Source organism: Mesorhizobium sp. M0029, from assembly GCF_040323735.1.
Lineage (GTDB): Bacteria > Pseudomonadota > Alphaproteobacteria > Rhizobiales > Rhizobiaceae > Mesorhizobium.
On the sequence record NZ_JAMYVF010000021.1, the window covers coordinates 30,009 to 56,115 of the forward strand.

Here is a 26,107-nt window from a genome sequence, read left to right on the forward strand (position 1 = left end):
CGGCTTACGCGCGAAGCAATGGCCGATGTAGACGCGGGTCGTTTAGTGGATCACGAAGCTGTTCTCGTCTGGGCTGAAAGCCTCTGCAGCGAGTGCCCGCTACCGACGCCCAGCCCAAAGACGCGCTAGGCTACGCTCGCCTCCAGCAATCTTCCGCTTGCGATCAAACCGGCTTCGGCCTAAGTCACCGGCTACCCCCGGAGACATTCATGGCAGGCACATCCCAACACGGCAAAGCGTTCATTCGCCCGAAGAAGAAGGCCCACCTTCTGATTATCGAGGCGCGCTTTCATGACGATCTTGCCGACGCGCTACTCGACGGCGCGACGAGCGCGCTCGACGAAGCCGGCGCGACCTATGACGTCGTCACCGTTCCCGGTTCGCTGGAAATTCCAGCAGTGATCACTTTTGCGCTCGACGGCATGGGCGAGGGCGGCAAGGACTATGATGGTTTTGTCGCGCTCGGCACCATCATTCGTGGCGACACTTATCATTTCGACATCGTCGCCAATGAATCGAGCCGCGCGCTGATGGATCTCTCGGTGCAGGAAGCGATTGCGATCGGCAACGGCATCCTGACCACCGAGAACGACGCGCAGGCCTGGACGCGCGCCAAGCGCTCGGAGGGCGACAAGGGCGGCTTTGCCGCGCGCGCGGCGCTGACCATGATCGCGCTCAAGGAGAAGCTGGGAGCGCAATCGTGAGCGAACCCGCTTCGCCCGGCCAGCCCGCGATACGCCACGCCAACAAGCGTGGCGCCGCCCGTCTGGCCGCCGTGCAGGCGCTTTACCAGATGGACGTGGCCGGCAGCGGCGTCTTCGAGATCACCGCCGAATACGAGGCGTTCCGGCTCGGCAAGGAAGTCGACGGCGCGCTTTATCGCGAGGCCGACGCGCAGTGGTTCCGCGCCATCCTGGCCGGCGTCGTCGAGAACCAGACGACCATCGATCCGATCATACGCCAGGCGCTGACGGAAGACTGGCCGCTGTCCAGACTCGATTCGACGTTGCGCGCCATCCTGCGCGCCGGCGTCTACGAACTGATGAAGCGCGACGACGTGCCGGTGGCCGTCATCGTTTCGGAATATGTCGACATCGCCAAGGCCTTCTACGAGGAAGACGAGCCGAAGCTGACCAACGCCGTGCTCGACCGTGTGTCGCGCCGGGTGCGGGGCGAGGGGCGCGGCAAGGACGCATTGTGACCGGCACCGTCGCCGGCGCAGCAAGGGAAGCGCGCCGCACGGCGATCATCCTGGCGACGTCGCAGGCGATTATCGGTTCGGCCGCGCCGATTGCCATTTCCATGGGCGGGCTGGCCGGGCAATATCTGCTTGGCCCCGATAAGTCGCTGGCAACGGCGCCAATCACCGGCTTCAACATCGGCGTGGCGCTCGGCGCGTTGCCGGCCGCGGCCATCATCCGCTGGCTCGGCCAGCGCGGCGGCTTCATGACCGGCACCATCGTGACCGCGCTTGGCGGCGTCATCTCCACGCTGGCACTGTTCCACGCCAGCTTCTGGCTGTTCGCTTTCGCCCTGCTGGTGATCGGCGTCGGCGGCGCCTTCGTCCAGCAGTTCCGCTTCGCCGCCGCCGATAATGCTCCGCCCGAATTCAAGGCGCGCGCCATTTCCTTCGTGCTGGCCGGCGGCGTCATCACCGCGATCCTCGGGCCGCAGATCGTCATCTTCACCCGCGAATTGCTGGCGCCGGTGATGTTTGCCGGCTCGTTCGTGGCCATTCCGGTTCTGGCGGCGGCCGGCGCCATCATCCTGTCATTCCTGCGCATCCCGGCCAAGGCTCCCGGCCACGCGGAAGTCGCGTCAAGCGACGCCCGGCCGCTGTCCGATATCGTCACCCGGCCGCGTTTCGTCGCGGCGCTGTTTTGCGCCGTCGGCAGCTATGCGCTGATGAGTTTCGTCATGACCGGCGCGCCGCTGGCCATGGTCGGCTGCGGCCTGTCGACAGACGACGCCACGCTCGGCATTTCCTGGCATGTGATGGCGATGTTTGCGCCTAGCTTCTTCACCGGATCGCTGATCCATCGCTTCGGCGCCGAACGCATCGTCGCCACCGGCCTGGTCCTGCTCATCGGCTGCGCCGCGGTGGCATTGTCCGGCCTGCATTTGTGGCAGTTCTGGACGGCGCTGATCCTGCTTGGCCTCGGCTGGAATTTTGCCTTCATCGGCGCCACCTCCATGGTCGCCGACAGCTACCATCCGTCCGAAAAGAGCAAGGTGCAGGGCTTCCACGACTTCGTCCTGTTCGGCTCCGTCGCCTTCGCCTCGCTAATGTCGGGCGCCATCTATAATGCCTGGGGCTGGGAGATGCTGAACTGGCTGGTTTTCCCGGTCGTCGCCCTCTGCTTCGTCGCCCTTGGCGCGCTCAAACTGACCGGATCGCGCAAAGCCCGCGCCTGATCCGGTTCTATCTTTGGCTTGGCACGACGTGTCAGCATGGCGCCGACCGAATCGCGGCGACCGCACAAAATTATTGCGTCTGTACCCATTGTTATGAAACCGTGTGCCCCGACGGGGCGTTGAAGCCATGCTCATATGCGGCCACCGCATTTCGGTCCAAAGCAAGGGGTTTTCACAATGTTTTCAGTCAAGATTCTGGCCGGCGCGGCGTTGGCGCTCGGCATCACGGCCGCCTCCGCCAATGCCCAGGTGGTCGTCTCCTCGAAGATCGACACCGAGGGCGGCGTGCTCGGCAACATCATCCAGCTTGTGCTCAACGCCAACAACATCAAGACCACCGACCGCATCCAGCTCGGCGGCACGCCGGTGGTACGCAAGGCGATCACTGCCGGCGAGATCGACATCTATCCCGAGTACACCGGCAATGCCGCTTTCTTCTTCGAGAAGGCCGACGATCCGGTCTGGAAGGATGCCGCCAAGGCCTATGAGACCGCCAAGAAGCTCGACTATGATGCCAACAAGATCGTCTGGCTGTCGCCGTCACCGGCCAACAACACCTGGGCGATCGCGCTGCGCAAGGAGGTTGCCGAGACCAACAAGCTGGCGACCCTGACCGACTTCGGCAAATATGTCGCCGGTGGCGGCACCGTGGTTTTGGCGGCCTCAGCCGAGTTCGTCAATTCGGCGGCAGCCCTGCCGGCGTTCCAGACCACTTACGGCTTCACGCTGAAGCCCGAGCAGTTGATCACGCTTTCGGGCGGCGACACCGCCGCGACGATCGGTGCTGCCGCCAACCAGACCAACGGCGCCAACGCCGCCATGGTCTACGGCACCGACGGCGGCATCGCGCCGTCCGGCCTGGTCGTGCTCGCCGACGACAAGGGCGTGCAGCCGGTCTACCAGCCGGCGCCGATCATCCGCGAAGCGGTGCTGAAAGAGCATCCGGAGATCGAGACGCTGTTGAGGCCGGTGTTCGCCAAGCTCGACCTCGTCACGCTGCAGGAACTCAACGGCCGCGTCCAGGTCGGCGGCGAGCCGGTCAAGGGTGTCGCCGAGGACTTTTTGAAGAAGAACGGGTTTTTGAAGTAGTCAGCGCATAGCTGATCGTGACGCTGGTGCGAGACACCCCTCTCTGGAAGCTGCTGATCTCCCCCCTTGCGGGGGAGATGTCCGGCAGGACAGAGGGGGGTGCTGTCCCGCCGACCTCACAACCGGTAGCAGGTGCGTGCCTCGACAGGGTTGCTTCTGAACAAGCCGACGCTCGAAAGCTGGCGATCCTTCACACCCCCCTCTGGCCTGCCGGCCATCTCCCCCGCAAGGGGGGAGATCGGATTTCGCGTCGGCTTTCGCCGATCACCGGCGTAGTCTGCGCAACGTGGAAAATCGCTCCTCATGAGGGGCATCCATGACCCTGCGTTTCGACAAGCTCGGCGTGGTTATCGCGGCGATCGTTGCCTATGCGGCGTTTCTGGCCCCGTTCGCCACCTTCCGCGCCAATCGTATCGTTCCCGGTCAGGCGCGCTCGATCCTCGAGGCGCTGCCGGCCACAGTCGGGCCGCTGCTGCTGGCGGTCGTCGTCGTGGCCGCAATTGTTGCGTTGCTGAAAACCCCGCTTGTCCTGCGCCTGGCTGCAAGCGTCGTGGCGCTCGCCGCCCTTGCCATCCTGATCGGTGTCGCCGGCACCTTCCTGACGCCGGCCGGCAACACCTTCGCCCGCATCTCGCCGGCTTCCGGCTTCTGGCTGTTGATCTTTGCCTTCACATTGTTGCTCGCCGACGTGCTGACCAGGCTCAACCTGTCGCCACCGGCCCGCATCGGCGTGCTCGTCCTCGCGGCGCTGGCCATCGGCTTGTTGCTGATATCGGGGCAGTGGGACAGCCTGTCGATCCTCAAGGAATATGCAAACCGCGCCGATAGTTTCTGGGCCGAAGGCTCCAAGCACATCACACTGGCGCTGGGGTCGCTGGCGGCGGCGGTGATCGTCGGCCTGCCGCTCGGCATTCTATGCCATCGCGTCGAACGGTTGCGCGCCGGTGTGCTCAACGTGCTCAACATCGTCCAGACCATACCCTCGATCGCGCTGTTCGGCCTGCTGATCGCGCCGCTGGGCTGGGTCGCCGCGCATGTTCCGGGTGCCGCAGCGCTCGGTATCAGAGGCATCGGCACCGCGCCCGCCTTCGTGGCTTTGTTCCTCTATTCGCTGCTGCCGGTGGTGGCCAACACCGTGGTCGGGCTTGCCGGCGTACCCCGCGCGGCCAATGATGCAGCGCGCGGCATGGGCATGACCGATGGCCAGCGCCTGTTCGGCGTCGAGTTTCCGTTGGCCTTTCCGGTGATCCTCACCGGCATCCGCATCGTGCTGGTGCAGAACATCGGCCTGGCCACCATCGCCGCACTGATCGGCGGCGGCGGCTTTGGCGTCTTCGTCTTCCAGGGCGTCGGCCAGACCGCAATGGACCTGGTGCTGCTCGGCGCCGTGCCGACCGTGGCGCTGGCCTTCGCCGCGGCCATCATCCTCGACGCAGTGATCGAAATGACCGCCACCAGGCGCAGGGTTGAAACGGCATGATCGAGATCGAAGGCATTACCAAGCGCTATGACGCGACGACCGTGGTCGACGACGTGTCCATGGTCGTCGAGCCGCGTACGGTTTGCGTCATTGTCGGTACCTCCGGTTCCGGCAAGACGACGCTGCTGCGAATGATCAACCGGCTGGTCGAGCCGACCGCCGGCGTCATCAAGCTCGACGGCAACGACAACCGCACGCTGCCCGGCTACGAGCTGCGCCGCAGCATCGGCTACGCTATCCAGGGCCACGGCCTGTTCCCGCACCGCACCGTTGCGCAGAACATCGCCACCGTGCCGGTCCTGCTGGGCTGGGACAAGGACCGCATCAAGGCCCGCGTCGATGAGTTGATGACACTCTACCAGCTCGACCCCGAGGCCTATGGCCCGCGCCACCCGCACGAACTGTCCGGCGGGCAACAGCAGCGTGTCGGCGTCGCCCGCGCGCTCGCCGCCGAGCCCAATGTGCTTCTGATGGACGAACCGTTCGGCGCACTCGACCCGATCATCCGCACCAAGGCGCAGGAGGACCTGCTGGCAATCCAGAAGCGCTTCGGTACCACCATCATCCTCGTCACCCACGACATGGAGGAGGCGGTCCACATGGGCGACAAGATCGCCGTCATGGATGCCGGAAAGCTGGTGCAATACGCCAAGCCGGAAGAGATCCTGGCGCGGCCGGCGAACGCCTTCGTCGAAACCCTGGTCGGCGCCAGCGAAAAGCCGTTCCGGCTCTTGTCGCTCGGCCGCGTGCGCGACGCCGTGGAAAAGGGGACTGCCGAAGGCGAGGCGATCCCAGGCGACGCCAGCCAGCGCGACGCGCTGGCCGAGCTTCTGTGGTCGGGCCGGCCGGCGCTGCCGGTCAAGGGCGAAGACGGCAAGCTGCTCGGCCGCGTCACCGTCGACGGGCTGGTGAAGCGCGCGGCGAGGCCGGCATGAAAGGGGCCGGTCTAAAAGCCTGGCTGCCTTCGCTGCTCAGACTTGCCCTGGTGGTGCTTCTCATAGCCTTCGTCACCAATCCCGGCTGGTTCGAGCCGCTGTTGAAGCCGCTGACCGAAAACAATGCGCCGGCGATCTACAATCAGGGCAGCCTGCTGACGCTGACCCTGCTGCATCTCAGGACCGTGCTGATCGCTACCGTCGCCGCAACCATCGTTGCCGTGGCGCTTGCCATCCTGGTGACCAGGCCGGCGGGCGCCGAATTCCTGCCGCTGTCGCGCAGTCTGGTCAATATCGGCCAGACCTTTCCGCCGGTGGCGGTGCTGGCGCTGGCGGTGCCCGCCGCCGGTTTCGGCGAGAAGCCGACGCTGATTGCGCTGTTCCTCTACGGCCTGCTGCCGATCTTCGAGAACGCGCTGACCGGCCTCACAACGCTGCCGGGCAACATCATGGAGGCCGCGCGCGGCGCCGGCATGACGGGCTGGCAAAGACTGGTCAAGGTCGAATTGCCGCTGAGCGCCGCGATCATTCTGGGCGGAATAAGGCTGTCGGTGGTGATCAGCCTGGCCACGGCGACGATCGGCTCGACGGTTGCCGCCAAGACGCTGGGCGAGGTGATCATCGCCGGCCTGCTATCCAACAATCTCGCCTTCGTCCTGCAAGGCGGCCTGATCGTCGCGGCGCTGGCGGTGCTGATCTATGACGGACTGTCCGCCATCGAGCGCTACACCGCGCGCAAGATGGGGCAGGAGACTGGCGACTGACCTTCGCTGGACTGCGGGCAAAGCATTGACTGACGCAGCGTCATTTCAACCGATCTAATAGCAGGGCATCGGCCACGGGAATGTTCTGGCCTAAACTTTTGGCTGAAAGCGGGGCAAAAACCGAACAATATCTTGACGTTCCGAGCCCTGTTTCGCATACACCGCTGCGAAGGACGGATTCCGCCTAGGCTTTATCCGCTCCCCGCACCAACGGCCCAGGGAGGGGTTCTTTTGGGCCATCAATCGAGGAAAATTCGGCAATGACCATCATTTCTGCCGTCATCGCCTGCGGCTTGCTTTCAATCCTTTACGCCATCTGGGCGACACGATCGGTTCTTGCAGCCGATCAGGGCAACGCACGCATGCAGGAAATCTCCGCCGCCATCCGCGAAGGCGCGCAAGCCTATCTGGCGCGCCAGTACACCACCATCGCCATCGTCGGCGTGGTCGTGCTCGTGCTCGCCTGGTGGCTGCTCTCGATCACCGCCGCGGTCGGCTTCCTGATCGGCGCCGTGCTCTCGGGCGCCGCCGGTTTCATCGGCATGCACGTCTCGGTGCGCGCCAATGTGCGCACCGCGCAGGCGGCGTCCAACAGCCTCGCCGCCGGTCTCGACATCGCCTTCAAGTCGGGCGCCATCACCGGTATGCTGGTGGCTGGCCTCGCGCTGCTCGGCGTGTCGATTTACTACTATATCCTGACCGGCCCGATGGGCCTGCAGCCCAATGACCGCATCGTCATCGATGCGCTGGTTTCGCTCGGGTTCGGCGCATCGCTGATCTCGATCTTCGCCCGTCTGGGCGGCGGCATCTTCACCAAGGGCGCCGACGTCGGCGGCGATCTCGTAGGCAAGGTCGAAGCCGGTATTCCCGAAGACGATCCGCGCAACCCGGCCACCATCGCCGACAATGTCGGCGACAATGTCGGTGACTGCGCCGGCATGGCCGCCGACCTCTTCGAGACCTATGCCGTGACCGTCGTTGCCACCATGGTGCTGGCTGCCATCTTCTTCGGCGGAACCGCCGCTCTGGGTGCGGCGATGCTCTATCCGCTCGCCATCTGCGGCGCCTGTATCCTGACCTCGATCGTCGGCACCTTCTTCGTCAAGCTCGGTTCCAACGGCTCGATCATGGGCGCCCTCTACAAAGGCCTGATCGTCACCGGCCTGCTGTCGATCGTCGGTCTCGGTGTCGCTACCTCGGCAACCGTCGGCTGGGGCGAGGTCGGCACCGTCGCCGGCATGACCATCATCGGCAAGAACCTGTTCATCTGCGGCCTGATCGGTCTCGTTGTGACCGGTCTCATCGTGGTGATCACCGAATACTATACCGGCACCAACAAGCGCCCGGTGAACTCCATCGCCCAGGCCTCGGTGACCGGTCACGGCACCAACGTCATCCAGGGACTTGCGGTGTCGCTCGAATCGACCGCACTGCCGGCAATCGTCATCGTCGGCGGCATCATCTCGACCTACCAGCTCGCCGGCCTGTTCGGCACGGCGATCGCGGTCACCACCATGCTCGGCCTTGCCGGCATGATCGTCGCCCTCGACGCCTTCGGCCCGGTCACCGACAATGCCGGCGGCATTGCCGAAATGGCCGGCCTGCCCAAGGAAGTGCGCCACTCCACCGACGCGCTCGACGCGGTCGGCAACACCACCAAGGCGGTGACCAAGGGCTATGCCATCGGTTCGGCCGGCCTCGGCGCGCTGGTGCTGTTTGCGGCCTATTCGAACGATTTGAAGTTCTTTGCCGCCAATGGCGACAAATATCCGTACTTCCAGGGCATGGGCGATGTCTCCTTCGACCTCTCCAATCCCTACGTCGTCGCCGGCCTGATCTTCGGCGGTCTGATCCCGTATCTGTTCGGCGGCATCGCCATGACGGCCGTCGGCCGTGCGGCCGGCGCCATCGTCGAGGAAGTGCGCAAGCAGTTCCGCGAGGATCCGGGCATCATGGCCGGCACCTCCAAGCCAAACTATGCGCGCGCCGTCGACCTTCTGACCAAGGCGGCGATCCGGGAAATGATCATCCCCTCGCTGCTGCCGGTGCTGGCGCCGCTCGTCGTCTATTTCGGCGTGCAGCTGATCTCGGGCTCCAAGGCGTCCGCCTTTGCGGCACTCGGCGCCTCGTTGCTCGGCGTCATCGTCAACGGCCTGTTCGTCGCCATCTCGATGACTTCGGGCGGCGGCGCCTGGGACAATGCCAAGAAGTCGTTCGAGGACGGTTTTGTCGACAAGGACGGCGTCAAGCACCTCAAGGGGTCCGAAGCGCACAAGGCTTCGGTCACCGGCGACACGGTTGGCGATCCCTACAAGGACACCGCCGGCCCGGCGGTCAACCCGGCAATCAAGATCACCAACATCGTGGCGCTTCTGCTGCTGGCCGTGCTCGCGCACGGCTGAGGCAAAGCCACTGATTCAAGAAAAAACCCGCGGAGCGATCCCGCGGGTTTTTGTTTGAGATTCATGCGGGGGTCTGTTCAGACCTCACCCGGCTCGGTCCCGGCATCGCCGCGCTTGCTGTAGCGATCCAGCAATTCGCTCACGCCAGGTTCGCGCTCAGGCATCGGCGCCAGGCCACGCAGGCGCCGCAGCTTGGCAAGGAAGGCGCCTCGCTTATACTTGCGGCGGAAGGCGCGGGCGCGGGGATGGATGCCAAGAGCCGCCATCAGCCTGCGCCTGAGATAACTCGATGCCGCCAGGCGAATGGGTTCGCCCGCGCAGCCAAGGATTTTCACGCGCAAGGCGTCTGGCGTCTGCATGGCATCCAGAAGATCCTTCTGTTCCTGCGCATTGTCGCCGAGATAGGAACCCTTGCGTATGCCGGAATGCAACTTGATCACCGTGAGGTGCGGCATCGTCGCGATCACCGCGCCCTTTCGCCATGCCCGAAACAGCCAGTCCTGCGAGCTTTCGCAAAAGCACTGGCTGGCGGGTCGCCAAGGTCCGAGCAGGCTGAACGAAGCGCGGCGAAACATGTGTGCCGAGCCAAATCCTTCCGTCGTGACGGGGTCGTAAAAACCATCCTTGCCGATCCCGAAGATCGAATTGACAGGATTGCCGGCCGCCGACGGCGGCTGGATGACGGCACCGCGCGCCAGCACCACGTCGGCGCCCGAGGCGTCGATCCAGCCGGTCATCGCCGCCAAATGGTCGGGAAACCACAGATCGTCGTGGTTGAGCAAGGCGACGAAGCGGCCACGCGCCCTGGCAAAGCCGATATTGTTGGGACCGGACTGTTCGCCGAAATTGACGGGAAGATCGATGTAGACGATGCGGGCATCGTCAAATTCAGCGACAACGGCCGCCGTATCCGGCCTGCAATCGTCGCCGATGACCAAGGCTTCCCAGTCTTGCAACGTCTGGCGCATGACGCTGGTCAATGCCTGCCACAGTGCTGCCGGCCGGTTGTGCGTCGCGATCACGATCGAAACCAGCGGTTCGCCGCCGGCCTGATCGCGCTGCGCAGATGCTTCCACGCTACACCAGTCTGTAGGGAATGTGGTCGGTGTCTGGCGGCAGGCGCCAATGGTCGGGCTGATCGTAGGCATAGGCCTTGTCGACGAGGTTGAGCAGCACCGCCGTCTCCGCTCCGAGCGAAACAACACCGTGCCATATTCCGGGTGGAATGATGACGACCGCCGGGCGCAACGGGCCGATAATCTTGTGCCAGACGGCGCCGAAGGTCGGCGAGGCCTTGCGTCCGTCAAACAGCGAAATGCGAACGCTGCCGACGCAGCAGAACAGCCGGTCGGTGGTCACCGCGTGTGCATGCCAGCCAGTCACCGCGCCGGCATACAAGGTCCGTTGGAAGACCTGGCCGACCGGCTCCGAATCGAGCTCCCACTCCTCGCGAAAGATCTCGGTCAGATAGCCGGTGGAGGTTGCGACCGGCCTGATCTCCTTGACCCTCACGCCATCGATCGCCACCGGCTCGATGGGTATCCAGTCAGGCGTGACCACCTGGCCGTCAGCCGTTCCGGTCGCCATCCAGCCTGTCGGTTTTGTCCGGGTTTTTTCCGGCACGGATGCTCCTCCCAATTCAGCGTGATGCGCCATTGGCCAGCACGGTCTGATACGAATTTGACCGGTCGCTGGCAAGTACGCGTCAATGTTTGCTGATAGCTTTCGACCTCACGGCACTTGATGTTTCCGACGCAATCGGAGGGCCGCATTGCCCAAAACATCGTTCCATCCTACCCAAGCCCGGACCCTCCGCCTGCTTTAATACCCCGGCCATTGGCCAGGACATTGCAATAGGCGCGGTGTCGGGCTCGCCTCTGCGGCGATTTTGGCCAGGGAAACGACATTCGGACAGGGAAAAGACATGGACATTTTCTTGATGGCGGCTTCGCTTGCGCTGGCTGGAATTATTGCCGGCATCTACGTCTCGGGCGTAATCCACGATTTTCGCATCGATGATCTTACCGCCGGCCAGTACATGGCCATGCATCAGATGCGCGACCGGACGTTTACCCGGGTGATGCCGGTCGTCAGGCTGACGACGCTGGTGCTGATCGCGGCGATGGCGATGTTTGCGGTCGATGCCGGCCTGCCGCGCATCCTGACCATCGTCGCCGCGGCGCTGGTGGTGATCGACATTGGCTTCACCGTCAGCACTCAGGTGCCGCTCAACAAACAGGTGCAGAGCTGGACGCCGGTGACCATCCCCGATGATTGGGCGCAGACCCGCGACAACTGGGCGGCCAACCACAATTTGCGCCTTGTGCTTGGACTGGCCGAATACGCCTGCTTGTTTGCCGCGGTCATCCTGACGCTCAGCCGGTGATTCAGTTTTCGCGGAACGCCGCGGCATGGGTCGGCACTTCTGCCGGCAGCCGCCGTTGAAAACAGGAGTATTGCCATGCTGCACCACGCTTCATTCAACGCCCGCGATCCGCAGGCCGTCGCCAGCGTCCTTGCCGAAATGCTTGTCGCCACCGCGGTTCGTGCGCCGTCGCCGCCATTTCCTGAGGGAGCATGGTTCGTCTGCCTCGGCGACGATTTCGGCTCGCTGATCGAAATCCTGCCGTGCGGCACGGTTCTGGACCAGCAAGCGCTGCTCGGCATCGGCTTCGACCCGAACATGCGCCTGCGCTCCGGCTCGCATGTGCTGCTCAGCACGCCCAATTCGACCGAAACCATCCAGGGCATTGCCGCCCGCATGGGCTGGCATAGCGGGCTGATCGATGCCCGCCTGTTCAAGGTGCTCAAGGTCTGGGTCGAGGACGAAACCCTGGTCGAATTCCTGACGCCCGAGATCGCACCGCTGTACCGCGCGACATTCGCCTGGGGCGGCATGGCGACACTCGACGCCAAGCTGCGCGAGCTGGAGAGCCAGATGGCGGCAGCGCTTGCCGCCAAGACCGCAAACCAGTCGGGCCGCAAGGATGAGCAAATGGCCGATACGATGTGATGAGAGCTCCTAGACGGCCGCCGAGGTCAACCGTCGCCGGTGTTGTCGCCGGCTTCCGCCTTCAGCCAGTTGATGAACGATCTGGCAGGCTCCCAGGCGGAGATGGACGGGTGGACGACGACGTAGTGGTTCCAGTTCGTCGGTATGTCCGTCGTCAGGAGGCGGACGAGCCTGCCGGTGCGCAAATCGCTCTCGACCAGCGACTTCCTCGCGATGGCGACGCCCAGACCGCTCGCCGCCGCTTCGACCGCCAACAAGGTGCCGTTCAGATTCATGCCGTCGCCAACCGTATCCAGCGGCAGATTGTTTCTCTCGAACCAGTGGCGCCAATTGGCGCCGCTCTCGTCATTTTCGGCCGTCGTGTCGAGGATGCGAAACAGTCGCAGCACATCGTGCTGGTCTCTGACCGGGCCGTTGGCGGCGAGATAGTCGGGACTGACGACAGGAAAGATCGCATCAGCCATCAGCCATTCGGTCTCGACGGCCGGATAGTGTCCGCCGCCGAAGCGCAATGCGATGTCGACTGTTCGCTGCGAAAGGTCGACGACTGCAAGATCCGCATTGATGTCGATCTCTGTTTCGGGATGCTTTTTGCGAAACCTGTGCAGACGCGGGGCCAGCCAGCGCACGGCATGCGAAGGAATGGCGGTGACCCTCAGCCTCGTGCGCTCGTTGCGCGCGACACTCGCGATCGTGCTCTGGATTTCCAGCAGTGCGCGTCTCACGCCCGCGGACAATCTTTCGCCTTCAAGCGTTAGTTCGACGCGGCGGACATGGCGGGTGAACAGAAGCACGCCGAGATCGGCTTCGAGATCGGCGATGCGGTGGCTGAGCGCGCTTGGCGTAACATTCAGCTCATCGCCGGCGCGCTTGAAGCTGCCCAGCCGGGCAATGACCTCGAAAGCCCGAATGGATTCCAGTTGTGGAAGCCGTCTTGTCATCTGCCGTTACCCTATCCTGCCCCTGGGTTTCTTAGCATGAATGAACTAAGCTCATCCATAGCTTCGTAAATAGTCTTTTGTCCAAGTGCGCAAATCATTGTAGCCATCCACTGCCCCCCGATTGCCGCCGTCGGAATGAGAGGCCGTTCATGGAACGAGCCTCGACTACGAACGACAGTGAAATGAAGACAATCGCTTGGGAGTACCCCATGACTATTCGACCCCCCGAGTTTGCGCATGCGCGCTTTTCGACCGCCATGTGGCCGCGAGCGGAATGGCGAAACGTCTATTGCGACCTGTTGCGCCGGATGGTGACCGACATGGATTTTAACGTCACGGAGGAAAAGCTCTCCGTCGACGCGACCATCCTGCGGCTGCCGGGCGTCGGCATTGCCGATTCGAGGACCACCGCCTTCCGCACCATCCGTTCCCGCGCCGTGGCCAAGGGGACCGATGATTACATTTTCTTCATGTGTCTGGAGGGCGCTGCCACCTTCTCGCATCTCGGCCGCGAGGCCAGCATCGAGGCCGGCCAGGCAATCCTTCTGTCCTCCTCTGATCCGCATGTGATCGAGCGGGCGATGTCGCATCATCTCTTCATCACCATCCCCAAGGCAGCGCTCGGGCCCATGGCTGCGAATGCGGATGCCGCCCTGATGACGCCGATGTCACGCGTGGGCGAAAAGTTCTTGCTGCTGACCAGGAATGTCCGTCTGCTGATGCAGGAGCCGAACCTGGCCGCGTCCGAATTGCGCTGGCTTGCCGCCAAGCACATACAGGACCTTGTCGCGGTCGTGGTCGGGGCAACGCAGGACGCCACCGAGGTCGCCGCAGGCCGCGGCATACGCGCCGCGCGGCTGCGCGCCATCAAAGCCGATATCGAAAGCAATCTGGCTTCCGGCGATGTCGGGTCGGACGCGCTGGCCGGGCGCCACCGCGTCAGCGCGCGCTATATCAGAAAGCTGTTCGAGGGTGAGGGTACCTCGCTGTCGCAGTTCGTGCTTGGCCGGCGGCTGGCGCTGGTTTGCAGCAAGCTATCCGACCTGCGCCTGGCACACCGCACCATCGGCGCCATCGCCTTCGACGCCGGCTTCGGCGATCTCTCGACCTTCAACCACGCCTTCCGCCGGCATTTCGGCATGACGCCTTCGGAAGCGCGGCAGAGTGCGGCTGTGCACCGCGCCTCGCTGGAGCCCGGCGGCCGAACAGGCCACGCGCGGCAAAGCGCGACGGGTGTTGCGGCCGCATAACCTCAAAACAAAAGCCCGCAGGATCGCTCCCGCGGGCTTTTGGTCGCCTGAGATGGTGTCGCTTCGGGGGAAGCAAAAATCTGAGGAAGGCGGTCGCTTCTTAGGCGCCGCCGCCAGGAATGGGGGGCGCCAGCTTGCTGGCGCCTTTGATGATCTGGCTGAGGAAGTTCTGGTCCTTGCCGCCGGTCGGCGTGGTGCGCGAGATAAAGTCGAAAATCTTGCCGTCCTTCAGACCGTAATTGGCAATCTGGGTGACGCGCCCGTCCTCGCCAAAATAGACCGCGAGCACTTTCTGGTCGACCAGGCGCGGCTTGTCGAAAGCGACATAGCGCTTGCGCGTCTGCGAAATGTAATAGAACGCCTCATTGTCGAAGGTGGCTTTCGTCGATGGCGTGCCGAGCGCCAGAAGCACCTGTTCGCGGCTGGAGCCCACCGGCACCGAATCGACCGCTTGCTGGTCGATAACATAGCCCTGCGTCAGCGTCTCGCTAGGGTTAAGGTCGCCGAACATCTTGGACGAATTGCAGCCCGACAGCGCGGAGGCCACCAGCACCAGCGAAACCGCGGCGGTGGCCCCAGGCAGAAAAGTCGACTTGAATTTCAGCGCGCGCAACAACAACTCCATTAGCTGGCCGCAACTTGCGCTGGGCGGCAAAACCGGTAAACCAGCTTGCTTGCCGATGCAACAAGGCCCATTCAAACAATCGGTCCCCAGGAGACCACCCTCAATGTTCCAGCGCCTTTTTGGCCGCGAACGCAATGCCAACCGCGCTATCACCGAGGCGCTTTACGCACAAATCGTGGCGGCGGCGCGGCAGACCGTGTTTTATTCCCTCTGGAATGTGCCGGATACGCCGCTCGGCCGTTTCGAGATGCTGTCGCTGCACATGTTCCTGTTTCAGCACCGGCTGCGCGGCGAAGAGGGCGTCGCGCATGAGGTCGCGCAGGTGCTGATCGACGAGTTCTTTCTCGATGTCGAGCATTCGCTGCGGGAACTGGGCGTTGGCGATGTCGGCGTGCCCAAGCGCATGAAGAGGCTGGCCAAAATGTTCTACGGCCGTACCGCCGCCTATGACGACGCGCTGAGACGCAGCGACCCCGACGCGCTTGCTGCCGCCCTGGCGCGCAATGTCAGGCCCGATGCCGGCGCCTGGCCGCAAGCCTTGCCGCTGGCGTCCTATGTAATCGATGCCGCAAGGCAGCTTGAAGCACAGCCGTCCGAATTGATCGTTTCCGGTGCCGTGGCGTTTCCGGTCGCGAAAGCGGAGTGAGGAGGGGAGACCAAGATGAAACATGTGGACACGCCTAGCCCGGTCTCATTCGCGGCCAATGTCGGCCGCCTGCCGCACAAAGGTTTGCAGGTGGTGATCGACGCCGACGCCGCGCAGCGCGCAATGCTTGCGCGCGAGCACGAGCTGCTTTCGGTCGAAAACTACCGTGCTGAGCTTTTGGTGGCGCCGTGGAAGCGCAATGGCGTCAAGGTCAGCGGCCGCGTCGAGGCTGATATCACCCAGGCCTGCATCGTCACCCTTGAGCCGGTCGCGGCCCATATCGACGAGGAGGTCGAGGCGCTGTTCTTGCCCGAACAATCCAAACTCGGACGGCAAGGTTTCGAAGGCGGCGGCGAGATCCTGCTCGACGCCGACGGGCCAGACGGCCCGGAAACATTCTCCGGCGACACGATCGACGTCGGCGCGCTCGCCGAACAGTTCTTCGGGCTGGCGATCGATCCCTATCCGCGCAAGGCAGGCGCCTCTCTCGATGCCGCCGGCCCGGACGAGCCCGTCGAGAATGAATTCCAGCAAAAGCTGCGATCCTTGCTTGGAAAATCCTAAAACACGAAGCGATCGGAGAAAAGCCGGTTGTGCGGCAGCCCAAAACCGCTATTTTCGCCGAACCTTCGCGAGCCCCGAATTTCGCGAGTTTAGTATTTCTTTCGCGGGCCATGTGCCCTGGCCCAAGCTAGTGAGATAAAGACCGCGTGATCAGGATTTCCATCGATGCCATGGGTGGCGATCACGGGCCAAACGTGGTCATCCCGGCACTCATGACGGTCGCCGTCAGGCGTCCCGACATCCGCTTCGTCATATATGGGCGCGAGGAATTGGTGCGCCCCGAACTCGCCAAATTTCCCAAACTGGCCGAGGTCAGCGAGTTCCACCATTGCGAAGTCGCGGTCAGGATGGACGACAAGCCGAGCCAGGCGCTGCGCCACGGCCGCTGGAAGTCGTCGATGTGGAAGGCTGTCGAAGCAGTCAAGAGTGGCAGCGCGCAGGCCTGCATTTCGGCCGGCAATACCGGCGCGCTGATGGCGATGTCGAAGTTCTGCCTGCGCACGATGGCGACCATCGATCGTCCGGCGATCGCGGCGATCTGGCCCACGATGCGCGGCGAGAGCGTGGTGCTGGATGTCGGCGCCACCATCGGCGCCGATGCGCACCAGCTGATCGACTTTGCCATTCTCGGCACCGGCATGGCGCGCTCGGTGTTCGGCATCGACCGGCCGAAAGTCGGCCTGCTCAATGTCGGCGTCGAGGAGATCAAGGGACAGGAAGAGGTCAAGGAAGCCGGGCGCATGCTGCGCGAGGCCAACATGGCCTCGATGAATTATCATGGCTTCGTCGAGGGTGACGACATCGGCAAGGGCACGGTCGACGTGGTAGTCACCGAGGGCTTCGCCGGCAACATCGCGCTCAAGACGGCAGAAGGCACTGTGCGCCAGATCTCAGGCTATCTGCGCGCCGCGATGAACCGCACGCTGATGGCCAGGATCGGCTATGTCTTCGCCAGGGGCGCTTTTGACCGCCTGCGCGAAAAGCTCGATCCGGGCCGCTCCAATGGCGGTGTTTTCCTGGGTCTGAACGGCATCGTGGTAAAGAGCCATGGCGGCGCCGATTCGGACGGTTTCGCGGCGGCCATCGAGCTTGGCTATGACATGGTGCGCAACAATCTGATCGACCGCATCGAGGCCGATCTCGACCTGTTCCATGCGCGCAACCCGCATGCCCAGGCAAGCAGGAAATCCGACGCCACCGTCGACGAAAAGGAATAGGAAAGAGCTTTGATCAGATCAGTCGTGCGCGGCACCGGTGCTGCGCTGCCCCGCCGCATCATGAAGAATGCCGATTTCGAAGGCATGGTCGAGACCTCGGACGAGTGGATCGCCCAGCGCACCGGCATCCGCCAGCGTCATATAGCCGCCGATGACGAGACGACGGCGTCGCTGGGCGAGGCGGCGGCGCGCGCAGCGCTCGACAATGCTGGTCTTACGCCTGCCGACATCGACCTGATCGTGCTGGCGACCTCGACGCCCAACAACACCTTTCCGGCGACCGCCGTCGAGATCCAGAACCGGCTCGGCATGCATCACGGCTTTGCCTTCGACCTGCAGGCGGTGTGCTCGGGCTTCGTCTATGCGGTGACCACCGCCGACCTCTACATCAGAGGCGGCCTCGCCAAGCGCGTGCTGGTGATCGGCGCGGAGACCTTTTCTCGCATCCTCGACTGGAGCGACCGCTCGACCTGCGTCTTGTTCGGCGACGGCGCCGGCGCGCTGGTGCTGGAAGCGGATGAGGGCACCGGCGGCATTGCCGACCGTGGCGTGCTGGCGATGAGCCTGCGCTCCGACGGCGCCCACAAGGACAAGCTTTTCGTCGATGGCGGTCCCTCGACCACCGGCACGGTCGGCCATCTCAGGATGGAAGGCCGCGAAGTGTTCAAGCACGCCGTCGGCATGATCACCGATGTCATCGAGGCGACGTTTTCGCAGGCCGGCATAACCGCCGGCGACCTCGACTGGTTCGTGCCGCATCAGGCCAATAAACGCATTATTGACGCTTCGGCCAAGAAGCTCGGGATTGCAGAGCAAAAGGTGGTGGTCACCGTCGATTTGCACGGTAACACCTCGGCTGCTTCCGTGCCGCTGGCGCTTTCGGTGGCTGTCGCCGACGGTCGCATCAAGAAGGGTGATCTCGTGCTCCTGGAAGCGATGGGCGGCGGCTTCACCTGGGGCGCGGTTCTCGTTCGCTGGTAAGTGCCGAACGGTCCGGTTTCGGTCCTTGACCTTGCCGGATCAATTACTTAGGCTCTGCCTTTACCTGTATCGATTTATGTTTTTTGAACTGATGGGACGGTCGCATGGGGGGAAAGACACTTACGCGCGCCGACCTTGCCGAAGCTGTTTACCGTAAGGTCGGCTTGTCACGCACTGAATCGGCAGAACTCGTCGAAGCGGTGCTGGACGAAATCTGTGAAGCCATCGTACGCGGCGAGACGGTGAAGCTGTCGTCCTTCGCCACCTTCCACGTCCGTTCCAAGAACGAACGCATCGGCCGCAATCCCAAGACCGGCGAGGAAGTGCCGATCCTGCCGCGCCGGGTGATGACCTTCAAGTCGTCGAACGTGCTGAAAAGCCGTATCCTGCGCTCGCACCAGAACAGCAAGGCCAAGGGCGGCAAATAGGTTCTGCCGCAGGCTTCGGTTGAAAACGCCGGGCCGTTTTGACGCCGGGCTTGAATATTGTTTCATAAACCGCTGAAATGATACCCGATTCGGCAGACTGGGCCGGATCGCCGTCCAGCGTGAGGATTTCGCCCATGGACAAGAGCCCCGACGCTTTCCGCACCATCAGCGAGGTCGCGGAGGATCTCGATCTGCCGCAGCACGTGCTGCGCTTCTGGGAAACCCGTTTCAACCAGATCAAGCCGATGAAGCGCGGCGGCGGCCGCCGCTACTACCGGCCACAGGATGTCGAACTGATCAAGGGCATCCGCCACATGCTCTACGACCAGGGTTACACGATCAAGGGCGTGCTGAAACTGCTGCGCGAGAACGGCAACCATTTCCTGGTCGCCATCGGCAATGGCGACATGGCTGCCGTCGAAGCGATCTCGCAGCGCAGGCAGGCCGATCAGGTGCCGCTGACGCCAGCCGCCCAGCCGCGCGGCATGGATGACGAGATGCTGGTCGGCCAGCCCAAGGTAAAACCCAGCCGCCGCTTTTTCGGCCTGGGCAAGACCGAGGAGGAAGGTCCGGTCCAGCCCGGCGCATCGAAACTGTCGCGCGACAACCGGGCCTTGCTGCAGGAGGCGCTGTTTGACCTCCTGGAGTGCAAGCGCCTGCTCGACCAGGTGCGCTAACCTTTCCGCTGCCTCGGGCAAGCAGACCGGAACCGGTTCTGCGGCCATGCGTTTGGCCTTCTCTCAAAAAGAAGGAAAACAATCATGGCATCGCTTTCGACCCTCTCCGATCTCGATCTCGAAAAGCAGGTCGCGACCCTTTCCAAAGAGCTCGCCGCCTTGCGCAAAGTCGTGGCCAAACGCGGCGGTGCTTACTACGAGGACGGGCGCGATGCCGCTTCGGACTATTATGGGCAGCTTGCCGACCTTGTCAGCGATGCGCTGCCGGCGATCAGGAAGCAGGGCAGGGCGATCGAAAAGACGGCGCGCGATCGTCCGGCAACAGCCGCTGCTGTTGGGTTAGTCGTGGTCGGCCTTCTCGCCAGCTTGTTGCTCAGCCGGCGCTAAAACAATTCACGAAAACAAAAAGAAAATGGCGGCCGTCCCGCGGACGACCGCCATTTCCCTGATCTGCGGCCGATTACTTGGCGAGCTTGATCTTGGCCTGCGGCGAAACCTGCGCGGTCTGGCTGCACTTGCCATAGACAGTGCCATTCTTGTCCGTGGCGTCGGTATAGGTGCCTTTGCACTCGATCGAGAGCACCAGGCAATGACCGGAGCCCTTGCAAACCGCGCCGCCGTCGCCCGTGGGATGCGTGCCGTTGGCGAAAGCCGAGGTCGGAACGGAAGCCGAACCGAAGGCCGAGACGATGAGGGCCGCGGCGAGCGTGATGCGCTTGAAGTTGGTCATTTGAGCATTTCCTTCTCTGGATCGAGGATCGCCACCATGGCGTCCTTCTGTGTTGGGATCGCCTTCTCGGCGTCCATGCCGGTTAGTGCGGCCTCCAAAGCAAAGGTTCATGCGTGGTTCGAATTTTCTTCGCGTTTTTTCGCGACGTCGATTTTTAGCCTTCGCCAACGGACGGCGCCTGGCGGGGCCGGCATCGACCATGCATTTTCGCGTGAAGGCCGCTGAGGTAGCGGCGCGGCATCCCATGCGAAGGTCACACCGTGGCGTGCCCAAATGGCCGGCCAAGACCGAGTCCGCGCCCGGCTCTTGTCAGGTCGCGGCAGCAGTCATTGCCGCCACTTGGCACCGCGCTTTCTGCCACTCCCGGCTGCGACTATAACGCCAGTCCAAAGGTACCGGCGGAGGAGACGGGCGTGGTCGCAAATTACATCGACGAGTTCATCATGTTCTGCGCTGGGCTGTGGATGACAGGCGTTGGTTTTGGGCTGCTCCAAAGTCCTTTTCAGGCCCAGAAAGGTCAGCAGCCATGGTGGCTGCAGGTCGCGAAGCATTTCAAATGGATGGGACCGCTTTTGATTTTGATCGCAATAGTGCTCGCGTTCGCGGCGCCGTCCTAGCGGGTTCCGACAGCATTGAGAGACCCGTGGTGTCCTGCAACTGGCAACCGCTGTGTTGTCGGCCTTGCGCCTGATACGTTCGTTGGGGTGCGCTGTGGTTGCTCGCGTTCTGGCGCATCGGCGCCATCGAATCCTGCCTTCAGCTTTTCCACATGTCGCCTGGCAAAAACCAACGGGAAGGCGGCCTTGGCGAGGACTCCAGGGCCAGCCTTCCCGTTGGGCAAGTCGGCCGTGTCAGGCCTTCTTGGCCTCCACCTTGTTGTGGTGGTGGTGGTGGTGGTGATGGTGATGGCGGTGATGCTTGTTGTGATGATGATGATGGTGATGCTTCTTGTGCAGCGATGCTGCGTCGGCGCTGCTGGCGCCGATGAGGGGCAGAGAGACAGCCAGGGCAAAAGCCAGCCCGAGAGCCGACAGGAGGGACTTCTTCATGACTTCGTTTCCTTTTCTGCGCGGGCTGAATTTGACCGTCACCGAGCAAGATCGGTCCCGGTGAACCCCGCAGTCATGACTATCGCCTCCGAACTTTTCGACAGTTTTTCCGGACTGTAGAATTTTGTTTCTGGATTGTGTCTGGCGGCTTCGTCGGCAACTTACATCGGCGGAATGACGCCGTTGGTGCCGACAACGACCCGGCCCGCGGTTAGCTTGCCGTCACTGCCGCGCTCGGCGTTGACGAACACCACAGCGCCAGGCTTGAGGTCGGCGGGCGTCGCCGGCGCGAAGGTCACCACCGGCGTCGTCTGCGGGATCGCGATCTGCTTTTTCTGGCCATTGTCGTAGGTCAGCGTCACCGTGCGACCTGCAATCTCGGTGACATCGGCGACCGTGCCGTTGGTCATCCGGCTGTTGGGCTCGAGATCCCACGGGCGGTCGCCTTCGCCAGCGCCCTTCAGCGCGGCCGGGAAGATCACCACCTCGAGCGCGCCGCTGCCGCCATGGCCTTCGAAACAGAGGCAATGCCGAGGAAATCGCCTTGCTTGATATCCCCCGGCATCCGCCTTGGCGACGCCGGAAATCTTCCACCCTTCAGCCAGCGCGATGGCGTCGGTAGCGCCTTCGCGGGTCTTCACCGTCAGCGTCGCTCCGGCAAAGGCGGTCACCGTGCCGCGAATGCGCACGGCCTCGGCGGCTTGCGCCGCGACCATGCTCGCGCCAGCGAGGCCTGAAATCGTGGCGAGCACGATGGCTGATGTCTTGAATGTCATGGATCTGATCCTCTTGGGAAAAGCTGGCCCGATGCGGCTGCCAGCAACATCAGGCTAACGCGCGAGCGGCGCAAAACCGCTGAACACTTCGGCCTGCGGCCCTTCAAAAGAACTTGATTGGGAGATCGGGGCGGAGATCCTATATGTGCCCTGGCGCCTGCGGTTTTGGACGCCGGTTCACGATGGTGTGACGGTCGGTTTGGGCCTTGGCAAATCGCCGTCAAGCGGGCATTGTCCCGGCTCTCAGGCAACACCCTATCATTTGATCCAAAACTCTTTAGCCCCATGGAGTTGCCAATGCCCCAAACTGCAAAACACGAACCCTTCTCCAGGCTGGCGGCCGATGTTGCGGCCGATGTTGCACTCGAGCACCCCGGCCTCAAAGCCATCCGGGAGACAAAGGGATACAGTATTGAAGAGCTTTCCCTGACCTGCGGTCTGTCGACCAGCGAGATTGCCGACATAGAGAGCGGCAAGGACACCGATCCGACGAAACTTCGCCGGATCGCCGCAGCATTGCAATTGCCGGAAACGGCCCTGATCGATGCCCCGGCGCCCACGGCGCCTGTGGAAAACCGGTCCGTTTCATAAACAACGGCCAAGCGTCGTTCAACAAGCCCGCCATGGTTTGCCCTGGCGGGCTTGTTGCATTCGCCCAACGGCGAATGTCACTTCTTGCTCGGATCGTCCGCCGGGTTGACGTAGGTGATCGCGAACGGCCCCTCGCCATGAACCTGGACGATCGTAGCGCTTGTCGTCCAGGCGTAATGGTTCATTCCCTGTGGGGCTACGCCGAAGCCGCCGGCGGTCAGTTCGATGCCCTTGGTCTCGTCGAGCTTGTCGCCCATGCCGATATGAAAATTGCCGGAAATCACCGTCACATATTCCGAGGTGGGATGGTTGTGCGCGGCAATCCTGTAGCCGGCCGGCAGCTTCAACCGCAGCACGTAGATGCCATCCGTCGAGGGGTCCCCGGCGATGACAGCCATGTCCGCGCCGGCGGGCAAGACAGCAGGAGCAGGGCCCCATTTGATGGCGTCCGCGTTTATCGGCATGTCGTCGGCAAGCAGCGGCGCCGTCCCGATAAGCAGCAGCGCCAGAGCCGAGGCGAGCTTGAGCATGATGATCTCTCCGGTTGGTCGTGGGAGCACAGCATCAGCGCCGGCCCTGATCCATTGCGACCTACCAAGGCAGCAGCCCGAACACATCTCCCGCACGGGGGATGCGCCTTGCGTTGCTGACATGCGGCGCGACCCGCCTGGCCTGGTATCGCTGCAGCCGTCGAGGGGCGGGGAGGTTGCCGCCGACCGAGCGTGAAGCTATCCAGTGTGAACGCTAACCGTTTTCGAATGGGACAATGCCGAGATGAGCCTTGAATCCGTGCGCGCCTTCCTGGCTGCCCATGCGCCCGATGTCGAAGTGCTCGTCACCGAAGCGAGTTCCGCGACGGTGGCGCTGGCGGCTGAGGCGCATGGCGTGGAGCCGGCGCAGATCGCCAAGACCATCTGCCTGCGCGTCGGCGGTGAGACCATGCTGATCGTGGCCGGCGGCATGTCGAGGCTCGACAACCGCAAATTCAAGGACCGTTTCGGCGGCAAGCCGCGCATGCTTGACGCCGACGAGGTTGTCGCGATTACCAGCCATCCCGTCGGCGGCGTCTGCCCATTCGGCCTGCCGGCGCCGCTGCCGGTCTATTGCGACGTCTCGCTGCGCGCCTTCGATGAAGTCGTGCCCGCCGCCGGCGCCACCAACGCCGCTGTAAGGCTCAGCCCGCAGCGCATGGCACAGATTGTCGGCGCCGAATGGGTCGACGTCTGCCAAGGATGAATGTTGGTGATTTGAGAAGCAGGACCTTTGGGGGCAAGTCCTGTCTAAAAATGGTCGGAGTGGCCGGATTCGAACCGACGACCCCTTGACCCCCAGTCAAGTGCGCTACCGGGCTGCGCTACACTCCGGACCGCGCAAAGCCATATATTTTCAAGGGGTATGGTGCAAGCGCTAAAACGGCGCGCCGGGCCTGAAAGTCGCCAGCATTCGGCCTTGTCGCCGCAACGCCAAGGCGATATGGCTCGCGCAGTATCTATACGAAGGATTGCGCGTGGCAAATTCCTGTTTTTTTCTGGCGGCCGACGCAAATTATTTTCCGTATGCATGCTTGGCGGCGCGCAGAATTCTGGATGTTTCGGGAGAGGCAACACCGGGATTCATCCTGCATGTCGGCGCACGCGATGCCGATATGCGTGTTGCTGAACGCCTGCTGACGAACCGTCTTCGCATAGTGGACGTTTCGGGGCTGTTTGCGGAGGCTGGCCATACTTTCCGGCCAAGCAATGTCGGCACTTTTGTTCGGCTTTTCGCCGACCAACTGCCTCAGTTCGCGGACTATGACCGCATCGCCCATGTCGATTGTGATGTTCTGTTCAATCGAGATATCGCCGACCTGGTGAGCCAGACACTTCATGCTCCGTTGTTGGCCGCTCACGACGATTACATGTATTTCCGCCCGGGCTATCGGAACAAACTGTCGATGCAGCCGGGGGCGCCTTATTTCAACGCCGGCATCATCGTCTTCAACATGCCGCCGGTGCGTCAACAGGGACTTTTGCACCGCGCCAGAGATGTTGCCGTTGCCGGGCAGATGAACGATCAGAACGCGCTGAACATCGTCTTCGAGGGCAAGTGGCAGACGATGCATCCGAACTGGAATTTGATGTCCAACGATACGAAGGAATTTCGGTTCGCCCAAGCCTATGCCCGGCATTTCGCCGGCGGCAAGCCGTGGGGGAGCCAGGTCGACGTGGAACTTGAGGCGCTTGCCGTCTGGCGCGGTCTGGCAAGGGATACGCCTTGGCTCCAGCCCTTCCGGCAGCGCATTCCCTTCGAGCGAGGCGTCATGAGGCGATTCGCTCGCAGATTCGACGGCATCATGGGGATGTTGCCTGCCAAGGATCGGTATCGGCGGCGGGCAAGGTATGATGGAAGCAAGGTGCATAGGATTTATGCCGAGCATGCCCTTGCCGGTGCGATGGCCGTGCAGTTTCCTGAAATACTCGGTGGTTTCGCCTGAGACCCGCAACGGAGCTCTCGCGAATGGGTCAGGCAACAGGTTGTAGCATGCCGCAAAAATCGTGTTTCTTTTTCGCCACCGACCAGAGGTATTTCCCGTATGCCAGCCTGGCGGCGCGCCGCGTGCTGAATGTGTCGGACCACCTCGACGGCTTTATTTTGCACACCGGTGTCATCTCCAACGAAGACCGAGCTATCGGAGAGCGTCTGCTCGGTGGGAAGATCCGCATCCTGGATGTCACGAAATTCATGGAAGCGACAAACTTCAACCGCGGAACGCACCCAACCCTTGCGACCTACATCAGGCTGTTTGCCGATCAATTGCCGGAGTTCGAACCATATAACCGCATCGCCTATTCCGACGCCGATGTGCTTTTCAACAGATCGATAGAAGACCTCTGCAACGTCCCGCTCAACGCTCCGCTGCTGGCCGCACACGACGAGCAGACCTATTTCGACGTAAAGTATCGACAGCATTTGCCGATGCAGCCAGGGGCGCCGAAGTTCAATGCCGGCGTGCTGGTGTTCAACATGCCGCTGGTCAGGCAGGAGGGGCTTCTGGAGCGTACCCGGCAGTTGGCCTCCGAGCAGGCTTACGGGATGGATCAAGGTGCGTTGAACGTGGCTTTCGAGGGCAGGTGGCAGACGATGCACCCGTTCTGGAACGTGATGACCAACTACACCAGCCAGATCCCTTTCAGCCGCTGCTACGCCCGCCACTTCGCCTGGGGCAAGCCCTGGGACCGTCCGCCGATCGGTGTCGAGGTCGACGCCATGGCGATCTATCGCGATCTGGCGAAAGGCACTCCCTGGGCCGGCCGTTTCAGCAGCAGCTGGCCGATCAAGAGAGGCATATTGAAAAACCTCGGCCGCAAGTTCGACGCCATCAGCGGGATTTTGCTCAACGACGAGAAGCGCAAGCGACGGGCGCGGTTCGACGCCGAAAAGGTCAGCGCTATCTTCGCCGATCACGCCGACAAATCGATGCTGGCAGTGCAATACCCCGAGCGGGTTGCCGGCATCGCGAGATAGAGGAAATCCCGACAATCCGTCAGCAGG

Annotated in this window: 31 protein-coding genes, 1 tRNA gene and 1 pseudogene; 24 read left to right on the forward strand and 9 right to left on the reverse strand. The window is 62.9% G+C overall.

Annotated elements, in window-relative coordinates:
* Positions 1-18: 18 nt before the first annotated feature.
* From NKJ76_RS32470 to NKJ76_RS26845, 9 genes are all read left to right on the forward strand, one after another.
* A complete protein-coding gene (locus NKJ76_RS32470; protein WP_502896829.1) occupies positions 19-129 on the forward strand; it encodes a hypothetical protein in 111 nt (36 codons plus the stop codon).
* 80 nt (positions 130-209) lie between these two features.
* On the forward strand, positions 210-704 hold the full coding sequence (gene ribH / locus NKJ76_RS26810; RefSeq protein ID WP_023693260.1) for a 6,7-dimethyl-8-ribityllumazine synthase: 495 nt from the start codon (positions 210-212) through the stop codon (positions 702-704).
* On the forward strand, positions 701-1,201 hold the full coding sequence (gene nusB, locus NKJ76_RS26815; RefSeq protein ID WP_023682390.1) for a transcription antitermination factor NusB: 501 nt from the start codon (positions 701-703) through the stop codon (positions 1,199-1,201). Before ribH ends, nusB begins: the two co-directional genes overlap by 4 nt.
* Positions 1,198-2,415, forward strand: a complete 1,218-nt coding sequence (locus NKJ76_RS26820) for an MFS transporter (RefSeq protein ID WP_352538771.1) — start codon at positions 1,198-1,200, stop codon at positions 2,413-2,415. The genes nusB and NKJ76_RS26820 overlap by 4 nt, the downstream gene beginning before the upstream one ends.
* A 177-nt stretch (positions 2,416-2,592) precedes the next feature.
* Complete coding sequence (gene osmF / locus NKJ76_RS26825; RefSeq protein ID WP_023693262.1) at positions 2,593-3,504, forward strand: glycine betaine ABC transporter substrate-binding protein OsmF; 912 nt, start codon at positions 2,593-2,595, stop codon at positions 3,502-3,504.
* A gap of 316 nt (positions 3,505-3,820) precedes the next feature.
* The gene (locus NKJ76_RS26830; protein ID WP_352445125.1) at positions 3,821-4,984 is read left to right on the forward strand and encodes an ABC transporter permease; all 1,164 of its coding nucleotides are present in this window, start codon (positions 3,821-3,823) and stop codon (positions 4,982-4,984) included.
* Positions 4,981-5,919, forward strand: coding sequence for an ABC transporter ATP-binding protein (locus NKJ76_RS26835; RefSeq protein WP_352538772.1), 939 nt, complete (start codon positions 4,981-4,983; stop codon positions 5,917-5,919). Before NKJ76_RS26830 ends, NKJ76_RS26835 begins: the two co-directional genes overlap by 4 nt.
* Positions 5,916-6,683 (forward strand): ABC transporter permease, encoded by a 768-nt coding sequence (locus NKJ76_RS26840; RefSeq protein ID WP_352538773.1) that lies wholly within the window; start codon positions 5,916-5,918, stop codon positions 6,681-6,683. The genes NKJ76_RS26835 and NKJ76_RS26840 overlap by 4 nt, the downstream gene beginning before the upstream one ends.
* Positions 6,684-6,943: 260 nt before the next feature.
* Entirely contained in the window at positions 6,944-9,085 is a 2,142-nt protein-coding gene (locus tag NKJ76_RS26845) for a sodium-translocating pyrophosphatase (protein WP_023689501.1), read from the forward strand.
* Positions 9,086-9,162: 77 nt separating this feature from the next.
* On the opposite strand, the gene NKJ76_RS26850 is transcribed toward NKJ76_RS26845, so the two are convergent.
* Both NKJ76_RS26850 and NKJ76_RS26855 read right to left on the reverse strand, forming a co-directional pair.
* Positions 9,163-10,161, reverse strand: coding sequence for a glycosyltransferase family 2 protein (locus NKJ76_RS26850; RefSeq protein ID WP_023747588.1), 999 nt, complete (start codon positions 10,159-10,161; stop codon positions 9,163-9,165).
* A 1-nt stretch (position 10,162) separates the two neighbouring features.
* Entirely contained in the window at positions 10,163-10,708 is a 546-nt protein-coding gene (locus NKJ76_RS26855; RefSeq protein ID WP_245259899.1) for a dTDP-4-dehydrorhamnose 3,5-epimerase family protein, read from the reverse strand.
* Positions 10,709-11,009: 301 nt separating this feature from the next.
* On the opposite strand from NKJ76_RS26855, the gene NKJ76_RS26860 reads away from it, so the two are divergent.
* Complete coding sequence (locus tag NKJ76_RS26860; RefSeq protein WP_023747589.1) at positions 11,010-11,471, forward strand: anthrone oxygenase family protein; 462 nt, start codon at positions 11,010-11,012, stop codon at positions 11,469-11,471.
* Positions 11,472-11,546: 75 nt separating this feature from the next.
* Positions 11,547-12,098: a hypothetical protein gene (locus NKJ76_RS26865; RefSeq protein ID WP_352538774.1), complete on the forward strand. Its 552-nt coding sequence runs from the start codon at positions 11,547-11,549 to the stop codon at positions 12,096-12,098.
* 26 nt (positions 12,099-12,124) lie between these two features.
* Here NKJ76_RS26865 and NKJ76_RS26870 read toward each other — a convergent pair whose 3' ends face one another.
* Entirely contained in the window at positions 12,125-13,039 is a 915-nt protein-coding gene (locus NKJ76_RS26870) for a LysR substrate-binding domain-containing protein (RefSeq protein ID WP_023730859.1), read from the reverse strand.
* A gap of 209 nt (positions 13,040-13,248) precedes the next feature.
* Here NKJ76_RS26870 and NKJ76_RS26875 point away from each other — a divergent pair, with 209 nt between their 5' ends.
* Positions 13,249-14,289, forward strand: a complete 1,041-nt coding sequence (locus NKJ76_RS26875) for a helix-turn-helix domain-containing protein (RefSeq protein ID WP_352538775.1) — start codon at positions 13,249-13,251, stop codon at positions 14,287-14,289.
* Between the two features lie 100 nt (positions 14,290-14,389).
* Here the strand turns inward: NKJ76_RS26875 and NKJ76_RS26880 are convergent, their stop codons facing one another.
* Positions 14,390-14,902: an outer membrane protein assembly factor BamE gene (locus NKJ76_RS26880; RefSeq protein ID WP_023669368.1), complete on the reverse strand. Its 513-nt coding sequence runs from the start codon at positions 14,900-14,902 to the stop codon at positions 14,390-14,392.
* Positions 14,903-15,017: 115 nt separating this feature from the next.
* Between NKJ76_RS26880 and NKJ76_RS26885 the strand changes: the two genes are divergently transcribed.
* The 7 genes from NKJ76_RS26885 to NKJ76_RS26915 all read left to right on the forward strand — a co-directional run bounded on the left by NKJ76_RS26885 (position 15,018) and on the right by NKJ76_RS26915 (position 19,814).
* Entirely contained in the window at positions 15,018-15,560 is a 543-nt protein-coding gene (locus NKJ76_RS26885) for a ubiquinol-cytochrome C chaperone family protein (protein ID WP_352538776.1), read from the forward strand.
* Between the two features lie 15 nt (positions 15,561-15,575).
* Complete coding sequence (locus NKJ76_RS26890; RefSeq protein WP_023669370.1) at positions 15,576-16,124, forward strand: YceD family protein; 549 nt, start codon at positions 15,576-15,578, stop codon at positions 16,122-16,124.
* Positions 16,125-16,270: 146 nt separating this feature from the next.
* Complete coding sequence (gene plsX, locus NKJ76_RS26895; RefSeq protein ID WP_023689496.1) at positions 16,271-17,341, forward strand: phosphate acyltransferase PlsX; 1,071 nt, start codon at positions 16,271-16,273, stop codon at positions 17,339-17,341.
* A 9-nt stretch (positions 17,342-17,350) separates the two neighbouring features.
* Entirely contained in the window at positions 17,351-18,322 is a 972-nt protein-coding gene (locus NKJ76_RS26900; RefSeq protein WP_023705061.1) for a beta-ketoacyl-ACP synthase III, read from the forward strand.
* A 104-nt stretch (positions 18,323-18,426) separates the two neighbouring features.
* Positions 18,427-18,750 (forward strand): integration host factor subunit alpha, encoded by a 324-nt coding sequence (locus NKJ76_RS26905; RefSeq protein ID WP_006201891.1) that lies wholly within the window; start codon positions 18,427-18,429, stop codon positions 18,748-18,750.
* Between the two features lie 134 nt (positions 18,751-18,884).
* Positions 18,885-19,427, forward strand: coding sequence for a MerR family transcriptional regulator (locus NKJ76_RS26910; protein ID WP_352538777.1), 543 nt, complete (start codon positions 18,885-18,887; stop codon positions 19,425-19,427).
* 84 nt (positions 19,428-19,511) lie between these two features.
* Positions 19,512-19,814, forward strand: coding sequence for a hypothetical protein (locus NKJ76_RS26915; protein ID WP_023705060.1), 303 nt, complete (start codon positions 19,512-19,514; stop codon positions 19,812-19,814).
* A 73-nt stretch (positions 19,815-19,887) separates the two neighbouring features.
* Here the strand turns inward: NKJ76_RS26915 and NKJ76_RS26920 are convergent, their stop codons facing one another.
* Positions 19,888-20,157, reverse strand: coding sequence for a hypothetical protein (locus NKJ76_RS26920; protein WP_023669376.1), 270 nt, complete (start codon positions 20,155-20,157; stop codon positions 19,888-19,890).
* Positions 20,158-20,570: 413 nt separating this feature from the next.
* Between NKJ76_RS26920 and NKJ76_RS26925 the strand changes: the two genes are divergently transcribed.
* Entirely contained in the window at positions 20,571-20,774 is a 204-nt protein-coding gene (locus NKJ76_RS26925; RefSeq protein WP_023669377.1) for a hypothetical protein, read from the forward strand.
* Positions 20,775-21,008: 234 nt separating this feature from the next.
* Here the strand turns inward: NKJ76_RS26925 and NKJ76_RS26930 are convergent, their stop codons facing one another.
* Positions 21,009-21,206 carry a hypothetical protein gene (locus NKJ76_RS26930; RefSeq protein WP_352538778.1) on the reverse strand — a complete coding sequence of 66 codons (198 nt, stop codon included), beginning with the start codon at positions 21,204-21,206 and terminating at the stop codon, positions 21,009-21,011.
* 161 nt (positions 21,207-21,367) lie between these two features.
* A pseudogene (locus tag NKJ76_RS26935) lies at positions 21,368-21,982 on the reverse strand (hypothetical protein).
* A 297-nt stretch (positions 21,983-22,279) separates the two neighbouring features.
* Between NKJ76_RS26935 and NKJ76_RS26940 the strand changes: the two are divergent.
* On the forward strand, positions 22,280-22,573 hold the full coding sequence (locus tag NKJ76_RS26940) for a helix-turn-helix domain-containing protein (RefSeq protein ID WP_023682373.1): 294 nt from the start codon (positions 22,280-22,282) through the stop codon (positions 22,571-22,573).
* 77 nt (positions 22,574-22,650) lie between these two features.
* On the opposite strand, the gene NKJ76_RS26945 is transcribed toward NKJ76_RS26940, so the two are convergent.
* Entirely contained in the window at positions 22,651-23,103 is a 453-nt protein-coding gene (locus NKJ76_RS26945) for a cupin domain-containing protein (protein ID WP_023743606.1), read from the reverse strand.
* 244 nt (positions 23,104-23,347) lie between these two features.
* On the opposite strand from NKJ76_RS26945, the gene NKJ76_RS26950 reads away from it, so the two are divergent.
* On the forward strand, positions 23,348-23,809 hold the full coding sequence (locus NKJ76_RS26950; RefSeq protein ID WP_023689490.1) for a YbaK/EbsC family protein: 462 nt from the start codon (positions 23,348-23,350) through the stop codon (positions 23,807-23,809).
* Positions 23,810-23,860: 51 nt separating this feature from the next.
* Here NKJ76_RS26950 and NKJ76_RS26955 read toward each other — a convergent pair.
* Positions 23,861-23,937 (reverse strand) — tRNA-Pro (locus tag NKJ76_RS26955).
* 143 nt (positions 23,938-24,080) lie between these two features.
* Here NKJ76_RS26955 and NKJ76_RS26960 point away from each other — a divergent pair.
* Both NKJ76_RS26960 and NKJ76_RS26965 read left to right on the forward strand, forming a co-directional pair.
* The gene (locus NKJ76_RS26960; RefSeq protein WP_352538779.1) at positions 24,081-25,049 is read left to right on the forward strand and encodes a glycosyltransferase family 8 protein; all 969 of its coding nucleotides are present in this window, start codon (positions 24,081-24,083) and stop codon (positions 25,047-25,049) included.
* 47 nt (positions 25,050-25,096) lie between these two features.
* Positions 25,097-26,080, forward strand: coding sequence for a glycosyltransferase family 8 protein (locus tag NKJ76_RS26965; protein ID WP_352538780.1), 984 nt, complete (start codon positions 25,097-25,099; stop codon positions 26,078-26,080).
* Positions 26,081-26,107: the final 27 nt, after the last annotated feature.

Coding starts and splice junctions, on each gene's coding strand:
- NKJ76_RS32470 (WP_502896829.1), top strand. CDS start 19: ATGGCCGATGTAGACGCGGGTCGTTTAGTGGATCACGAAGCTGTTCTC.
- ribH (WP_023693260.1), top strand. CDS start 210: ATGGCAGGCACATCCCAACACGGCAAAGCGTTCATTCGCCCGAAGAAG.
- osmF (WP_023693262.1), top strand. CDS start 2,593: ATGTTTTCAGTCAAGATTCTGGCCGGCGCGGCGTTGGCGCTCGGCATC.
- NKJ76_RS26830 (WP_352445125.1), top strand. CDS start 3,821: ATGACCCTGCGTTTCGACAAGCTCGGCGTGGTTATCGCGGCGATCGTT.
- NKJ76_RS26835 (WP_352538772.1), top strand. CDS start 4,981: ATGATCGAGATCGAAGGCATTACCAAGCGCTATGACGCGACGACCGTG.
- NKJ76_RS26840 (WP_352538773.1), top strand. CDS start 5,916: ATGAAAGGGGCCGGTCTAAAAGCCTGGCTGCCTTCGCTGCTCAGACTT.
- NKJ76_RS26845 (WP_023689501.1), top strand. CDS start 6,944: ATGACCATCATTTCTGCCGTCATCGCCTGCGGCTTGCTTTCAATCCTT.
- NKJ76_RS26860 (WP_023747589.1), top strand. CDS start 11,010: ATGGACATTTTCTTGATGGCGGCTTCGCTTGCGCTGGCTGGAATTATT.
- NKJ76_RS26865 (WP_352538774.1), top strand. CDS start 11,547: ATGCTGCACCACGCTTCATTCAACGCCCGCGATCCGCAGGCCGTCGCC.
- NKJ76_RS26870 (WP_023730859.1), bottom strand. CDS start 13,039: ATGACAAGACGGCTTCCACAACTGGAATCCATTCGGGCTTTCGAGGTC.
- NKJ76_RS26875 (WP_352538775.1), top strand. CDS start 13,249: ATGACTATTCGACCCCCCGAGTTTGCGCATGCGCGCTTTTCGACCGCC.
- NKJ76_RS26885 (WP_352538776.1), top strand. CDS start 15,018: ATGTTCCAGCGCCTTTTTGGCCGCGAACGCAATGCCAACCGCGCTATC.
- NKJ76_RS26890 (WP_023669370.1), top strand. CDS start 15,576: ATGAAACATGTGGACACGCCTAGCCCGGTCTCATTCGCGGCCAATGTC.
- NKJ76_RS26905 (WP_006201891.1), top strand. CDS start 18,427: ATGGGGGGAAAGACACTTACGCGCGCCGACCTTGCCGAAGCTGTTTAC.
- NKJ76_RS26910 (WP_352538777.1), top strand. CDS start 18,885: ATGGACAAGAGCCCCGACGCTTTCCGCACCATCAGCGAGGTCGCGGAG.
- NKJ76_RS26915 (WP_023705060.1), top strand. CDS start 19,512: ATGGCATCGCTTTCGACCCTCTCCGATCTCGATCTCGAAAAGCAGGTC.
- NKJ76_RS26920 (WP_023669376.1), bottom strand. CDS start 20,157: ATGACCAACTTCAAGCGCATCACGCTCGCCGCGGCCCTCATCGTCTCG.
- NKJ76_RS26930 (WP_352538778.1), bottom strand. CDS start 21,206: ATGAAGAAGTCCCTCCTGTCGGCTCTCGGGCTGGCTTTTGCCCTGGCT.
- NKJ76_RS26940 (WP_023682373.1), top strand. CDS start 22,280: ATGCCCCAAACTGCAAAACACGAACCCTTCTCCAGGCTGGCGGCCGAT.
- NKJ76_RS26945 (WP_023743606.1), bottom strand. CDS start 23,103: ATGCTCAAGCTCGCCTCGGCTCTGGCGCTGCTGCTTATCGGGACGGCG.
- NKJ76_RS26950 (WP_023689490.1), top strand. CDS start 23,348: ATGAGCCTTGAATCCGTGCGCGCCTTCCTGGCTGCCCATGCGCCCGAT.
- NKJ76_RS26965 (WP_352538780.1), top strand. CDS start 25,097: ATGCCGCAAAAATCGTGTTTCTTTTTCGCCACCGACCAGAGGTATTTC.